The organism is Nocardia sp. NRRL WC-3656, from assembly GCF_000720265.1.
Lineage (GTDB): Bacteria > Actinomycetota > Actinomycetes > Mycobacteriales > Mycobacteriaceae > Nocardia > Nocardia nova.
Genome location: NZ_JOJF01000016.1, coordinates 15,329 through 29,368, shown reverse-complemented (window position 1 = coordinate 29,368; position 14,040 = coordinate 15,329). Strand labels below are relative to the sequence as shown.

General features: G+C 69.0%; 13 protein-coding genes. 2 read left to right on the top strand and 11 right to left on the bottom strand.

What is annotated here, in order from left to right; genetic code table 11:
• Window position 1: 1 nt before the first annotated feature.
• Window positions 2–676 (bottom strand): TetR/AcrR family transcriptional regulator, encoded by a 675-nt coding sequence (locus IG65_RS0120625; RefSeq protein WP_051756554.1) that lies wholly within the window; start codon window positions 674–676, stop codon window positions 2–4.
• On the opposite strand from IG65_RS0120625, the gene IG65_RS0120620 reads away from it, so the two are divergent.
• Window positions 663–1,547 carry an oxygenase MpaB family protein gene (locus IG65_RS0120620; RefSeq protein WP_081879625.1) on the top strand — a complete coding sequence of 295 codons (885 nt, stop codon included), beginning with the start codon at window positions 663–665 and terminating at the stop codon, window positions 1,545–1,547. The two genes, IG65_RS0120625 and IG65_RS0120620, sit on opposite strands and share 14 nt — an antisense overlap.
• A 51-nt stretch (window positions 1,548–1,598) precedes the next feature.
• On the opposite strand, the gene IG65_RS0120615 is transcribed toward IG65_RS0120620, so the two are convergent.
• Together IG65_RS0120615 and IG65_RS0120610 are read right to left on the bottom strand one after the other, a co-directional pair.
• On the bottom strand, window positions 1,599–2,375 hold the full coding sequence (locus IG65_RS0120615; protein WP_030516581.1) for an alpha/beta fold hydrolase: 777 nt from the start codon (window positions 2,373–2,375) through the stop codon (window positions 1,599–1,601).
• A 91-nt stretch (window positions 2,376–2,466) separates the two neighbouring features.
• Window positions 2,467–2,757 (bottom strand): hypothetical protein, encoded by a 291-nt coding sequence (locus IG65_RS0120610; RefSeq protein WP_030516580.1) that lies wholly within the window; start codon window positions 2,755–2,757, stop codon window positions 2,467–2,469.
• Window positions 2,758–2,905: 148 nt separating this feature from the next.
• On the opposite strand from IG65_RS0120610, the gene IG65_RS34925 reads away from it, so the two are divergent.
• Window positions 2,906–4,252 (top strand): phosphatase PAP2 family protein, encoded by a 1,347-nt coding sequence (locus IG65_RS34925; protein ID WP_081879624.1) that lies wholly within the window; start codon window positions 2,906–2,908, stop codon window positions 4,250–4,252.
• A gap of 9 nt (window positions 4,253–4,261) precedes the next feature.
• Here the strand turns inward: IG65_RS34925 and mnhG are convergent, their stop codons facing one another.
• The 8 genes from mnhG to IG65_RS0120565 all read right to left on the bottom strand — a co-directional run bounded on the left by mnhG (window position 4,262) and on the right by IG65_RS0120565 (window position 14,007).
• Entirely contained in the window at window positions 4,262–4,618 is a 357-nt protein-coding gene (gene mnhG / locus IG65_RS0120600; protein WP_030516579.1) for a monovalent cation/H(+) antiporter subunit G, read from the bottom strand.
• Window positions 4,615–4,875 carry a monovalent cation/H+ antiporter complex subunit F gene (locus IG65_RS0120595; protein ID WP_030516578.1) on the bottom strand — a complete coding sequence of 87 codons (261 nt, stop codon included), beginning with the start codon at window positions 4,873–4,875 and terminating at the stop codon, window positions 4,615–4,617. The genes mnhG and IG65_RS0120595 overlap by 4 nt, the downstream gene beginning before the upstream one ends.
• A gap of 70 nt (window positions 4,876–4,945) precedes the next feature.
• The gene (locus IG65_RS0120590) at window positions 4,946–5,461 is read right to left on the bottom strand and encodes a Na+/H+ antiporter subunit E (protein ID WP_030516577.1); all 516 of its coding nucleotides are present in this window, start codon (window positions 5,459–5,461) and stop codon (window positions 4,946–4,948) included.
• Entirely contained in the window at window positions 5,458–7,074 is a 1,617-nt protein-coding gene (locus IG65_RS0120585; RefSeq protein ID WP_030516576.1) for a Na+/H+ antiporter subunit D, read from the bottom strand. Before IG65_RS0120585 ends, IG65_RS0120590 begins: the two co-directional genes overlap by 4 nt.
• A complete protein-coding gene (locus tag IG65_RS0120580) occupies window positions 7,071–7,454 on the bottom strand; it encodes a Na(+)/H(+) antiporter subunit C (protein ID WP_030516575.1) in 384 nt (127 codons plus the stop codon). The genes IG65_RS0120585 and IG65_RS0120580 overlap by 4 nt, the downstream gene beginning before the upstream one ends.
• Window positions 7,451–10,291 carry a Na+/H+ antiporter subunit A gene (locus IG65_RS0120575; protein ID WP_030516574.1) on the bottom strand — a complete coding sequence of 947 codons (2,841 nt, stop codon included), beginning with the start codon at window positions 10,289–10,291 and terminating at the stop codon, window positions 7,451–7,453. Before IG65_RS0120575 ends, IG65_RS0120580 begins: the two co-directional genes overlap by 4 nt.
• 119 nt (window positions 10,292–10,410) lie before the next feature.
• Window positions 10,411–11,721: a hypothetical protein gene (locus IG65_RS0120570; RefSeq protein ID WP_030516573.1), complete on the bottom strand. Its 1,311-nt coding sequence runs from the start codon at window positions 11,719–11,721 to the stop codon at window positions 10,411–10,413.
• A 78-nt stretch (window positions 11,722–11,799) separates the two neighbouring features.
• Window positions 11,800–14,007 carry an AAA family ATPase gene (locus tag IG65_RS0120565; RefSeq protein ID WP_231509312.1) on the bottom strand — a complete coding sequence of 736 codons (2,208 nt, stop codon included), beginning with the start codon at window positions 14,005–14,007 and terminating at the stop codon, window positions 11,800–11,802.
• Window positions 14,008–14,040 lie beyond the last annotated feature (33 nt).

Below are 14,040 nucleotides of genomic sequence, written 5' to 3'. Positions count from 1 at the left end.
GTCAGCGGTCCTCCGGCGCGGCCGGGGTAATGGCGGTGCCGGCCAGCAGCAGGGCGGCGATCAATTCGGTGAGATGGGTACGGGTGGCGCGGAATTCGCCACGAATCCACGCCGCTACCAGTTCCAGCGTGCCGCTGACGACGGCGTAGGCGGTCATATCCAGGTCGAGCGGGGCGGCGGCCGGGTCGGGCGGGCGTAGTTCCCGCACCACCGCGGCCATGGCGGCCGCGATGTCGCGCTGAGTGCTGAGCCGGCCGCTCTGCAATGCGGCATCGGAATGGGACGCCAGCACCAGTGCTGGGCGTCGCGGGTCCGCGGCGAGGAATCCGAGCGCGGCGTCGGCGGCGGCACGGACCTGTTCGTGCAGATCCGGTCCCGCGGCCAGCGTGGCCGAGATCACGGCCGCGATGCCGTCAGCGGTGAGCTGTCCGGCCAGGGCCTGGACCAGGACGTCGCGATCGGCGAAATGTTCGTAGAAGTACCGGTCGTTCAGGCGGGCACGGGCGCAGACCGCGCGCTTGGTCACCGCAGTCGCGCCGCCCTCGGCGAGCAGGTCCAATGCCGCGTCGAGCAGGGCGGTGCGCCGCCGTTCCCGGCGTTCGGCCGCGCTGATCCCGCCGTAGGCACGCACGGCGCGGCCTCGGGACTCCGCATCCGCGTTCATGATCTTGACCACCGCCCTATTTTGGTGCACTCTGACACCAGAATCATTTGTCGCACTCTTCGGTGTCGGCCTGTACGACCAGACCATGCTGCCCGCCGTCTCGGCCGCGCTGGAGGTCACCGGCCGGGTCCGCGACGAGCCGTGGGGGCGGGCGCGGCGTACCGCGGCGGCCGATCAGATCCTGTACCAGGCGGAGGAGGCCGACCGGCTGGCCGAGGCCGAGCGGCTCTTGCGACTGCATCGCGATGTGAAGGGAGTCGGGGCCGACGGCGTGCGGTATTCGGCGCTGGCGCCGGAATCGTGGAACTGGATCCTGTACTCCGCCTTCTTCGTTCAGTACCACGCGTATCGGACGGTCACCGGCGATCGGCCGACGGCCGCCGAGGACCAGGCGATCTGGGACGCCTTCCGGGCGAGCACCGCGCCGCTGCACCTCCCCGGCCGGTCCGTGCCGATCGCCGACTACCGCGAGATGGTCGAGCACTACAACCGCGTGGTCGCCGAGCAATTGCGGCGCACTCCTACGCTGGCCGCGGCCACCGGCGCGATCGACGCGGCGCCGCGGCCGGATTTCCTGCCGCCGCTCGCCGAGCCGCTGTGGCGGATGGCCGCGCCGTTCATCCGGCACATGATCGTCGTGCTGGGTTGCGGGATCATGCATCCCCAGGTGCGCGAGCTCATGCCGTACCCGTGGACTCCGCGGCAGGAGCGCGAATTCCGCGCCCTCGCAACGGTACTGCGCCTGGCCTACCACGCGCTGCCGGCCGCGGTGACCGATACCGCCTTGGCGCGCAACCGGCGTCGCTACCGCAAGCTGGTCTCGAAATACAATGGGATGGGGCTGAATTCGTTCGCTCCGGACCTCGTATCCGCCCGACGCTGACTTACCCGTGGCCTCGAATCTTCTCCCCGACAGCATCTTTCGGGACAGCAGCTATTCGTGTCCGACCGGTAGGAAGCGGGCGACCTGCTCGTCGGCGAGAAAGTCCAGCAGCAACCGGTTCACCAGCTCGGGCTTTTCCAGAGGTAGCGCGTGCGAAGTGCCGGGAACGACGGCCAGCTGCCCATCGGCGACGGTGCGGGCGAGCAGTGCGCTGTGCTCGACTCGCACCCAATCGCCGTCACCCTGCAGGAAAAGTGTCGGTGCGGTGATGCGGGCGATGTCGCCGAGCGGAATCTCCGGCTCCTCGCGCCACATTCGCATGATCTTGTCGTAGACGACGGGGAAGTGGTCCGGGCCGTCCGGGGACAGCGGTGCGTGCAACCCTTCGAACATGGCACGGGTGCCGGCGTCCTCGGCGAGATCGTCCAGTGCCGCCCGCGACGAGGGCCACTCGCCGTCCAGCGACAAATATTGGCCGATCACCACCAATTTGCCGACCAGCTCCGGCCGCGCGATGGCGACCAGCGCCGCCACCGCGCCACCGTCGCTCCACCCGATCAGATGGGCACCGCGCAGCGCCATGGCGTCCAGCCAGGCGGCCGTATCCTCGGCCATCGCCGCATAGGTGATCGGCCCGGGCACATCGGCGGTCCTGCCGTGTCCGCGCCGTTCCGGCACGTACACCCGATAGTGCCGAGCCAGCTCGCCCACCTGCTGTCCCCAAGATTCGGCCGTCCCGAGCCCACCGTGCAACAACACCACCGGCTCACCGTCCCCGTGCACCTCGTAGTAGGTCCGCAACCCGCCCGCGTCGATGTATTCACCCATGCGTGCAGTCTGGCCCGAGGGCCCGCGCACGTCTCGCGCCTGCCCGGCTTGCGACGTATCTCACCGGTTCGGCGCCACGCCAACGCCTCGGTCAGCGGTGGAATTCGCGCCAGGCCTTCTGGGTGTCGGTGAGCTTCGGGCGGGGCGTGCGGTTGCGGAAGAAGTTCACCACCATCGTCACCGGAACGATGAAGGCGTGAAAGAAGATCAGGTACGAGCCGCCGTCGAAGAGAAAGGCGAGGTAGAAGGCGTAGCCGAGGAAGATGCCGCCGAAGATGCCGTTGAAGGATCGTGACGCGCTGCTCTGCCCCTGCTTCACCGAAGCCATGGCGATCATGACGATCCCGCTGATCGCGAGCAGTGCGACATACCAAGTGAACATGACTCGAACTCTGGCAGCGCGCCCCTGGTGATCGCTTACGGAAAGGTTGTCGCGGCCGGGCCCGCCGCGACAATGGCGCAGATCACATCCGTCGCCGACGTTTCCGCTGTGCGAGGGACGGCGTTCATCGCCTGTTTACGATGATCGGGTGCTGCTCGATGATCCGCGTTCCGGCTTCGGTGACGCTCGCCGTGGACGGTTCCGGAACCTGTCGCCGCACCACGCGGCCTGGGCGCTGGTCACCGCGGTGCCGGCGCTGCTGGTCGTGTTGCAGATAGTGGCCGTGCGCAACAACTTCGAGGGCCCGCTGCACAGCCTCTGGGAGGATTTCGCCGGGACACCCAAATCGGTCTCCGTGCCGTGGGCGGGGCTGGCGCTGGCGCTGGTCGGGTTGTCGTGGCGGTGGCGGTTCATCACCGTGGGCGTGGCGGTGATCGTCGATGCCGTCTGTGCGTCGATCCGGGTGTTTCTCGGCGGCCCGCTGACCATCGGCAACGGTGCGGTCATCGCTCTTACCGCGGTGGCGCTGATCGCCTGGCTCGGCTGGGAGGGTGTGCCCAAACGCAACGCCCTGCACGCGGCGGCGCTGGGATCGTTGCTGATCATCGCCACCAAGGTCGGTGACGTGTGGCTGCACTTCACGGTGGTGGCCGGACCGGAGGTCCGCGACCGCTATCTGGTGCTGGCCGATCACGCCTTCGGTGAGCCCGCATGGGTGATGGGCCGGGTGATCGACGCCCTGGGGCCGGTGGTCTACGGCGTATTGCATTGGGTCTACATCGAATTGCCGGTGGCCGCGATGGTGGTGGCGGTCTGGCAGCTGCGCAAGGTGATGCGCACCGGGGTGTGGCCCCGGCACTATCTGGTGCGCACCTTCCTGGTGCTGGGCCTGGTCGGCCCGGTGATCTACCTGATCTTCCCGGTGGTCGGGCCGATGTTCGCCTACGGACCGGATGGGCACGGTCTGCAGGTCGGCGACTATTGGCCGCACGTCGTGCCACCGACCGACTACCACCCGAAGCCCATGCCGTTCGACCGCTACACGCCGCGCAACTGCATGCCCTCCATGCACACCGCCTGGGCGACTGCAGTTTTCCTGCACACCCGCCGCGACAACGACGGTGCGCCCGCACCCCGCTGGGTGCGCTGGGCCGGGACATTCTGGTTGCTCGCGACGCTGTCGGCCACTCTGGGTTTCGGCTATCACTACGGCGCCGACCTGCTGGCGGGTGCGGTGCTGGCCCTGACCGTCGAATCGGTGCTGCGCGCCCCCGAGCGCGGTTGGGACCGGGCGCGCGCACTGCTGGTCGCCGCCGGATTCACGCTGCTGATCGGTTTGCTGCTCGCCTACCGGTATCTGGCGGTGTGGATGGCCGAATATCCGCTGCCCGCGGGGTTCATCGCGCTCGGTCTGTTCGCCGGATTCGTGTCGGCGTTCTATCGCACCTGGTTCGCGCGCACGGCCGCGGATGTGCCCGAACCGGTCGCGGTGTAGCGGGTTCGGTCAGTCGTCGGGAAGGTCCTCGTCACCCATCTCGTTGATCAGCAGCAGTCCGTCGCGGTGGCGCTGCTCCCGATAGGCCGTCCGGCCGACCAGGTGCGCGATGGCCGGTGCGGTGACGAGCGTGAACAGGCCGACGAGCACCAACATCCAGACGTTGGGATGGCCGCGCAGCTGGATCGCCGAACCGATCAGTATCAGAACCAGGCCGACGACTTGAGGTTTCGTCGCGGCGTGCATGCGCGAGAGCGTGTCGGGGAAGCGCACGATCGCGACCGCTGCGGTGGCGGCGAGGAAGGCCCCGAGCAGGATGGTCGCGTACGACAACCAGATCAGCGCGGTATGGAAGATGCCGCTCATTTGCCGTCCCGCACCCGGAAACGCGTAACCGCTGCCGATCCCAGGAAGCCGACCAGCGACAGCGCGACGATGCCCGGCACCACTGTGGTGTCGTCGCTGTAGGCGGCCCACACCGCCAATCCCGCCGCGGCGATGCCGACCAGCGAATCGATGCCGACGACCCGGTCCAGGGTGCCGGGACCGGCCAGCACCCGGAAGGAAGTGAAAGCCGCGGCGGTCGCCAGGAGTATGCCCGCCACGATCGCGACAAAGGTCATGAACCTGCCTCCTGTACTTTGCGGGACACCCGCACCCGGTCGGCGGCGCGAGCCGCTACGCGATGGTCGCTCACGCCGCCTCCTGTTTGTTGCCTTCGAAGGACCTGATCAGCAGGCCTTCCAACCGGCGGGTGATGTAGTAGAACTTCTCGACCGCGTCGTCGCTGCCGACATCGAGTACGTGCACCCACGCGACCCCGGCCACCCGATCCAGTTCCAGCACCATCGTGCCCGGGATCAGATTGAGCACATCGGCGCACAGCACCATCACCAGATCCGAGTCGATCGCGAGCCGCACCCGCAACACCCCCGAGACCGGCGCACCGGCGGGCCGCACCGCGAACCACGCGATCTGAAGACTGGATTCGATCGCGTAATAGGCGGTGAGCACGACCAATTCGATCAGCGGCAACACCCGCAGCCCGCCGTTGACCGGAACCCGGGGCAGCGGCAGCAGCACCATGATCAGGATGCCGACCACCAGCCCGGCGAGCAGATTGGCGACGCTGGCATTACCCCACAGCGCGGTGTAGAGGACGGCCAGCCAGATCAGCACGCCGATGCGAACCAGTCGTTCCCGCGTCATCGGTTTCCTCCCGACTGCCACGTCTCCGGCGGGCCTAGCACGGTGCCCAGATATCGGTGCGGATCGTTGAGATCTTCGGCCGCGCGTTGGCAGATGCCCAGGATCGGCCCGGCGAATACCGTCAGCGCGAGCGCGACCACGATCAACGCCGCCGTCGGAGCCACCATCAGCCGGGGCATGCGGCCGGGGTCCACGCGGTCGTCGAACAGCACATCGGTGGATTCGTCGATCAGCGCCGAAGGGGCGGCATCGGCCAGTTCGCCCTCCGGGGCCTGTACGCGCGGGCGCCAGAACGCTTTACTCCACACCCGCGCCATGACGTACAGCGTGAGCAGGCTGGTCGTCACCGCGCCGGCGATCAGCATCCAGGCCAGCACGCTCCCGTCGGCGGCGCCCGCCTGCAACAGCCGCACCTTGCCGATATAGCCGGAAAACGGCGGAATACCACCGAGATTGAGCGCCGGAATGCCGAACAGCAGGGCCAGCGCCGGACTCGCCGCCAGCAATCCGCCCAATCGGCTCAGCGACGCCGACCCGGCCTGCCGCTCGATCAGGCCCACCACCAGGAACAGGGTGGTCTGGACCAGAATGTGGTGCACCACATAGAAAACCGTGCCGGTGGTGCCGCCGACCGAACCCAGCCCCACCCCGAACATCAGATAGCCGATATGGCTGACCAGGGTGAACGACAGCAGACGTTTGATATCGCTCTGCGCGATCGCACCCAGGATGCCGATCACCATGGTGAGCAGACCGCACACCAGCAGCACGTTGTCGAAGGTGCCGGCCGGCAGTAGCAACGCGTGCACCCGGATGATGGCGTACACACCGACTTTCGTCAGCAGACCCGCGAAGACCGCGGTGACGGGTGCGGGCGCGGTCGGATACGAATCCGGCAGCCAGTTCGACAGCGGGAACACCGCGGCCTTGATGCCGAACGCCACCAGCAGCACCGCGCAGATCGCACTGCGCACGCCCAGCGGCACCGTGCCCATCCGCACCGACATATCGGCCAGATTCAGGGTGCCCGTCGCCGCGTACGCCAGCGCGATGCCGGTGAGGAAGATCAGCGACGACACCATCGACACCATCACATACGACACCCCGGCCCGGACCCGGTCGGCGCTCGCGCCCAGCGTGAGCAGGACGAACGACGCGGCCAGCAGCACCTCGAATCCGACGAACAGATTGAACAGGTCACCGGCCAGGAAGGCGAGCGAAACCCCCGCGCTCAGAATCAGATACGTCGGCTGGAAGATCGAGGTGGGCTGGCGTTCGGTGCCGTCGCTGATACCCTGCCCGACCGCGAAGATCAGCACCGCGAGCAGCACGATCGACGACACCAGCAGCATGCCCGCCGAGAGCCGGTCGACCACCAGTGTGATGCCGATCGGCGTCTCCCAGCGGCCGACCTGCACCGCACCCATACCGTCGCGGTCGGCCAGATACAGCAGCACCCCGGAGATCGCGACCACCACCGTCAGCGCCGCGATCGAAATCGCCTGCTGCACGCGCGCTTTGCGACCGACGATCAGGGTCGCGGCCGCGGTGAGCAGCGGGATCAGCACCGGGAGCGGGCAGAGGGCGGGGAGCAGACCGGGGGACAGGCTCATTGTTCGGGATCCTCGCCCTCGCGCTGCGCGGCGACCTTCACGTCCTCGGGGTCGTCCTCGACCTGTTCCGTGGTGGTCAGCGCGAAGGCCCGATAGGCCAGGGCGAGAACGAATGCCGCCAAACCCATGGTGATGACGATCGAGGTGAGAATCATCGCCTGCGCGAGCGGATCGGCCGGGTCGTGATGGCGCCGGTCCGACTCGCCGAGGATCGGCGGCCGTCCGTCCGGACCGCTCATGGTGAGGATCAGCAGGTTCACCGCATTGCCGAACAGGATCAGCCCCAGCAGCATCTTCGACACCGCGCGTTCGAGCACCAGATACACCCCGCAGGCGACCATGACCCCGATCAGGGCCAGCATGGTGATATTCGCGCTCATCGCATCCCTCCCTTCGTCGAAGACGTTGTGCCGTCCAGGAATTCGATATCGAGGCGGGCGCCGAGGCTGCGCAGCACGTCCAGGACCAGACCCACCACGATCAGGTACACGCCCAGGTCGAACAGCATCGCGGTGACGAATTTGATATGTCCGAGCACCGGCAGGGTGACCTCGATGATGGCCGAGGACAGCGGTGGCGCGCCCAGCAGCAGCGATCCGGTCGCGGTGCCCGCCGACAGCACCAGCCCGGCGCCCAGCACATGTCCGGCGTCGACCGGCAGCGCCTCGGCCAGCTCGTAGCGGCCACCGGCGAGATAGCGCATGACCAGGGCCAATCCCGCGGTGAGACCGCCCGCGAAGCCGCCGCCCGGCGCATTGTGGCCGGCGAAGAAGAAATACGCCGACAGCACCATCATGGTCGGGAACAGCATTCGGGTGGTCATCGCCATCACCATCGACCGGTCCCGCGGGGCGACCAGCGGACTGGCGCGCAACCAGTAGGCCCGATCCGGATCGGGGGTGTAGCCGGGGGCGTCGGAGACGCGCGGCAGGGTGCCGAACCGGCGGCTGCGGAACATCAGCGAGGCGACACCGGTGGCCGCGACCACTAGGACCGAGATCTCGCCGAGGGTGTCCCACGCCCGGATGTCGACGAGCAGCACGTTCACCGCGTTCTTCCCGCCGCCGAAACTGTATGCGGCGGGCGGGATTCGATGCCAGATCGGTTCGGTGCTGCGGGCCGCGGTGGCGAAGGCCGCCACGGTCACCACCGCCGCTCCGACCGCCGCGGACAGGATGGCGCGGCGTACCTTCAGGGCGGCGGTGCGGCTGGGTTCGATCTCGGCGGAGAACTTCCGCAGCACGAGCACGAAGATCACCAACGTCAGTGTCTCGACCAGGAACTGGGTGAGGGCGAGATCCGGCGCGCCGTGCAGGGCGAAGATCACACCGCAGCCGTAGCCGGTGACCCCGACGAGCAGCACGCTGGCGAGGCGGTTGCGCATGATGGTGGCGCCCAGGGCCATCGCGGCCATCACCAACGCGATCACCAGCTGTAGTGAGGAATCCCACGCCCGCACGGAGATGCGCGAACGCGCGCCGATGAACAACAAAACCAGCGGCAACGCCACGACCGTGGTCAGGATCAGCCCCTGATTCAGCGGCAGCGAACCACGCTGGGTGGCACCGGTCATCCGCAGCGACAGCTGATCCATCGCGCGCAGTACGGCGTCGTAGACCCGGTCGGCGTTGCCGAGGCGCGGATTCACCGATTCGCCGATCCGGTCGCGGATCTCGAACAGCACCAGACCGCAGGCGATGGCGATCAGGGTGAGGGTGAGCGGGGTGCCCCAGCCGTGCCACAACCCCAGATGCGCCTCCAGCGGCCCGAGGGTGCGGGCGTAGGGCGAGAGCAGCCGGTCCATCCAGGGCGAGGCGAGACCGGCGGCCAGCGAGGCCACGGCCAGCACAGCCGACGGCGCGACGAACAGCGCACTCGGGCGATGCCAGGACGGCTCCGGCTCCGGCACACCCTCGGCGGCCCGTTTCGTACCGAACGCGCCCCAGACCATGCGAGCGCTGTAGCCGACGGTGAACATCGACCCGAGCACGATGCCGATCGCGACGGCGATCCGAACCGGTGGGCTCAGATTTCCCGCGTCGAGTTCGGCGGCGAAAGCGCTTTCCTTTCCGACGAATCCGAACAGCGGCGGAATCGCGGCCATGCTCAGCGCGGCGAGCGCCGCGACCGCGCACAGGACCGGCGCGCGCCGCCCGATGCCGGAGAGCCGGCGCAGATCGCGGGTGCCGGCGCTGTGATCGATGATGCCGACCACCATGAACAGACATCCCTTGAACAGCGCGTGCGCGACCAGCAACGCCGCACCGGCCAGCGCCGCCTCCGGGGTTCCGGTGCCGACCAGGACCAGCAGGAACCCGAGCTGGCTCACGGTGCCGAAGGCGAGCACCAGTTTCAGGTCGTAGACCTGCAGCGATCGCAGACCGGCGAGCAGCATCGACAGGATGCCGAGAGTCAGCACGATCGGATGCCACACCGGTGCCTCGGACAGGCCCGGGGCGAGTCGCGCCACCAGGTAGATACCGGCCTTCACCATCGCGGCGGCGTGCAGATAGGCGCTCACCGGGGTGGGCGCGATCATCGCGCCGGGCAGCCAGAAGTGCAGTGGCACGATCGCCGATTTGCTCAACGCGCCGATCAGGATCAGCACCACCGCGACATTGGTCGACCAGTCGTGTGGATCGGCCCGCGCCACCACATCGGAGAGCAGATAGCTGTCGCAGCGCTGCCCGAGCAGCACCAGGCCGACCAGCATCGCCAACCCGCCCGCGGCCGTGACCAGCAGCGCCTGCAGCGCCGCGCGACGGCCGGTGCTCTGTTCGGCGTGATGGCCCACCAGCAGGAACGACAGCACCGTGGTGAGCTCCCAGAGGGTGAACAGCACCAGCATGTTGTCGCTGACGACCAGCCCGAACATGGCCCCGGCGAAGGCCACCAGATAGCCGGCGAAGATACCCAGGCGGGCTCGGTCGTCGTCGTCGAAATATTCGGCGCAATAGGCCAGCACCAGCGCGCCCACGCCCAGGACCAGCACCGACATGATGGAGGCGAGGCTGTCCAGACGCAGATCCAGATTCATGTGGATCTCCGGCGCCCAGGCGATCCGGACCTCGGCGTCGCTGTTCCAGTTCGCGATGACCCATACCAGCCCGGCCAGCGGCGCCAGGGCGATCGGGTAGAACCCGCGCCTTCCCCATACGCGCACAGCGAGCGGTGCGAGCAGGGCGGCACAAGCATGGGCTAGCAGGATGGCGAGCAAACGTCACTCCGTCGGTCGGCGGCGGGGTGGTGGCGCCCCGATCCTACTGCTGACTCCGGGCTTCAGTGGTCACGGCCGGATCAGGCGCGGTCCGGAGCGCGACCTTCCAGAGACGATGGCTATATATCGGCTACCGATTCGGTGGTGGTCGGCTTGCGCCAGTAGCGCAGGGCGAGCAGGCCCGCCGCGCACCCGGCGGTGATGCCCAGTGCGGTCCAGAACGGCGCGGGTGAGGCCATCGACGGAGCCGGGCACAGGTACCACCGGCCGAGGTCCGAGACACACTGCTGCCGGCCGAGACGGTCGCGCATCGCGGTGATCACCGACGGCACGAACACGATCGCCACACCCAGCACCCGGGTCGGGTTGTAGCGCGGTGCGGCGCTGCCGAAGCTGTAGCCGCCCACCACCGCCAGCAGCCCGCTCAACACCGCCGCCTGCACGCCACCGCCGATCCGATGTCCGGTGACCAACGCGCAGTACAGCGCCATCGCGGCCAGCACCACGACCGCGAGCATCGGCATCGGGCGCCGGAAACCCGCGATCAAGCCCAGTGCGATCAACAGCACCAAAGGGGCGACCGACCACAGCGGCAGCCGCGCCGGAATCAGCGCGCCGCCCACTGCGGCCAGAGCGACCGCCAGCAGGATCAGCACACCGTCGCGCCGGGGCAGCAGCACCGCCGCCACCACGGCCGCGGCCACCGTCAGCACCGCGGCGGTGACGATATGTCCCGTGCTCTCGGCGTGGCGGGCAAGCCATTCCGCACCGAACACCTCGACGATCACGAAGACCAGTCCCGCGACGATCGGCGCCATCGGTAATTCGACCGAGCGGCGCTCGACGGTGTCCTGGTTGCGATTGACGACCATGCCGACGATCACGAGAACGAGTGTGATCACGATCAACCACAGCGGCGGCAGCGTGGTCGTCGACCAGCCCGGCGCGCCCATCACTCCGTTCTGCACCGTTCCCGTCGAGGTCGAACCGAGCTGGCCGAAGACCACCGCCGCGAGCGCGCCCAGGGTCCAGCCGAACACCTGCAGCCAGCCGCGCAGCACCGCGACCGCGATACCGCCCAGCAGAATTCCGCCCGCCAGCGCCTCCAGATAATTCAGCGTGGCCGGCGCGATGCTCTGGTCGCCGCTCTCGGCCAGCAGATGAGCCAGCAGCATGGTCGCCACCCCGCACAGCGCCGTGCCCCAGGCGACCAGGGCATGGTTGACGGTGGTGGCGAAGACGGCCACGATCAGCGCCACGATGGCGCCCACGGCGATGGCCCGCGGCTGGCTGGCGGCGAGCATATCCAGTTGCAGCACCGAGGTCTGCGAGGCCCAGCGGAAGCCGTTGGGCAGCAGCAACGACAGCCCGGCGACCAGGGTGGCCAGGGCCGCCGTGATCATCTCCAGAACCGCGTGGTGCGTGCGCACCAGCCGAAAATACCTGCGAACCGGGTGGAACCGGGGCAGACCTGCCGGATCGGGCGCGCCGGTCGGAGGCGCGGCGAATCAGAGTGTCGCGCGCTTGCCGGCGTACTGCCGCAGCGCTTCGACCTGATCGGCGTCGAGGGAGGGCCGCACACTGTCGCGGGCCGTCGCCAGATCCGCGGCGCCGAGCGCGGCGGCATCCACATCGCGGCGCATCGCGGCCATCGCGGCCTCGCGCAGCAGTGCCGCGCAGTCGGCCGCCGAGTAGCCGTCCAGGTCGGTGGCCAGTGCGGTGAGGTCCACGTCGTCGCTCAGCGGCACGGAACGGCTTGCGGTGCGCAGGATTTCGGCGCGGGCCGCGGCGTTCGGCGGCGGGACGAAGACCAGCCGCTCCAGCCGGCCCGGACGCAGCAGCGCGGGGTCGATCAACTCGGGCCGGTTGGTGGCGCCGACCACCACCACATCGCGCAGCGGTTCCACCCCGTCCAGTTCGGTGAGCAGCGCCGCGACCACCCGATCGCCGACGCCGGAGTCCGTGCTCTGGCCGCGTCGCGGGGCGAGGGCGTCGATCTCGTCGAGGAAGATCAGCGAGGGAGCGGAATCGCGGGCTCGCTGGAAGAGTTCGCGTACCGCGCGCTCGGAGGAGCCGACCCATTTGTCCATCAGTTCGGCGCCCTTGACCGTATGCACGCTGAGCTGCCCACTTCCGGCCAGCGCGCGGACCAGGAAGGTCTTCCCGCAGCCCGGCGGTCCGTACAGCAGCACTCCGCGCGGCGGATCGATACCCAGGCGCGCGAACGAATCCGGATGCCGCAGCGGCCACAGCACCGCCTCGGTGAGCGCCTGTTTGGTCTCGGTCATATCGCCGACGTCGTCGAGGCTCAGGCTGCCGATCGCCAGTTCCTCCGTACCCGAACGCGAGAGCGGCCGGATCACCTCCAGCGCGCCGACCAGATCCGCCTGCATCAACTTCGGCTCGGCGTGATCGCGGCTGGCCCGCGAGGCCGCCCGCAGCGCCGCCTCCCGGCACAGCGCCGCGAGGTCCGAGACGACGAATCCCGGTGTGCGCGAGGCGATCTCGTCGAGATCGAGATCCTCGGTCGGCACCTTGCGCAGCAGTTGTTGCAGCAGTTCCGTGCGGACCGCGGCGGTCGGCAGCGTCAGCGCCACTTCGCGATCACAGAGATCCGGTGCCCGCAGCCGGCTGTCGACCGCGGTGGGATGAGAGGTGGTGGCCAGGAAGGCCACTCCGGCCGTGGCCACCGCGGCGCGCAGCTGATCGAGAATGAGCGTCGCCACGGGCTCTGGCTGCTCGGGAAGCAGAGCGTCGATATCGGTGATCACCAGGACACCACCCGCGCCGGAGCAGACCTCCGAGACCGCGAGCCCCACCTCGCGCAATCGGGTGCCGCTCTCGGACGCGCCGACGGTCGGTCCGTCCAATTCCACGATGCGGCGCGGTGTGGACACCGCGCGTGCGAGGGTCGCCTTGCCGGCGCCGGCCGGCCCGGTGATCAGCACGCCCAGATGCGGCGGGGCGCCGAGGGTCCGCAGGAGTTCCGGTTCGTCGAGCGCCAGGCTCAGCCATTCCGACAGTTTCGCCGCGGGCGCGCGCACCCCGGCCAGATCCGCCACCGGGACGGCCGAGGGACGCTCGCGCACCAGCATCCGGCTGCCGGGACGATTCGGCGCCAGCGCGCCCCGGGGATCGTGGGAGGCGTCCGCCGCCGGGGCCGCGGCGCCCCACACCACCGCGCTGTTGGGTTGCACGCTCACCGGGCCGCCGGTGGGATCGGTGGTGGTCACGGTCAGCAGTTCCGAGGTCCAGGCGATCGCGAAGGTGCGCGAGAGCGCTTGTGTCGCGGCGGCGGAGCTGGTGCCCGGCCCCAGATCGCGGGGCAGCAACGACACCGCGTCACCGACGGTGACGACCTTGCCGAGCAGCGCCTGCCGCAGTGTGGATTCCGCGATCGCGCCCATCGCCGCGACCGAGCCGGTCACCGAGATGTGCCGGGCCCCGTACACCGTCACCGGGGACACGACGACCGCGCCGTCCTCGCGCACCCCGGCATTGGACAGCGTCACATCGTCGAGCAGGGCGATTCCGGCGGGTGTATCGGCGGGCGCCCGGCCGACCACCGCGGCCGTGCGCCGGGAGCCGATCACGCTGATCCCGTCCCACTCCCGCAATCCCAGGGCCGCGAGCGCCTCGGAATGCAAGCGGACCACGCCCCGGCGGGCGTCGGCGGCCGAGCGGTTGAGTCGGGCGGTCAGCGACAATTCAGGCACGTCTGCCATTGTGCCCGCGGCGCGGTAGCGGCC

Excerpts from the sequence above, each read along its gene's own strand:
- IG65_RS0120620 (WP_081879625.1), top strand. The coding sequence starts at position 663 with ATGATCTTGACCACCGCCCTATTTTGGTGCACTCTGACACCAGAATCA.
- IG65_RS0120610 (WP_030516580.1), bottom strand. The coding sequence starts at position 2,757 with ATGTTCACTTGGTATGTCGCACTGCTCGCGATCAGCGGGATCGTCATG.
- IG65_RS0120585 (WP_030516576.1), bottom strand. The coding sequence starts at position 7,074 with ATGAGCCTGTCCCCCGGTCTGCTCCCCGCCCTCTGCCCGCTCCCGGTG.
- IG65_RS0120590 (WP_030516577.1), bottom strand. The coding sequence starts at position 5,461 with ATGACGCGGGAACGACTGGTTCGCATCGGCGTGCTGATCTGGCTGGCC.
- IG65_RS0120580 (WP_030516575.1), bottom strand. The coding sequence starts at position 7,454 with ATGAGCGCGAATATCACCATGCTGGCCCTGATCGGGGTCATGGTCGCC.
- IG65_RS0120595 (WP_030516578.1), bottom strand. The coding sequence starts at position 4,875 with ATGACCTTTGTCGCGATCGTGGCGGGCATACTCCTGGCGACCGCCGCG.
- IG65_RS0120615 (WP_030516581.1), bottom strand. The coding sequence starts at position 2,375 with ATGGGTGAATACATCGACGCGGGCGGGTTGCGGACCTACTACGAGGTG.
- mnhG (WP_030516579.1), bottom strand. The coding sequence starts at position 4,618 with ATGAGCGGCATCTTCCATACCGCGCTGATCTGGTTGTCGTACGCGACC.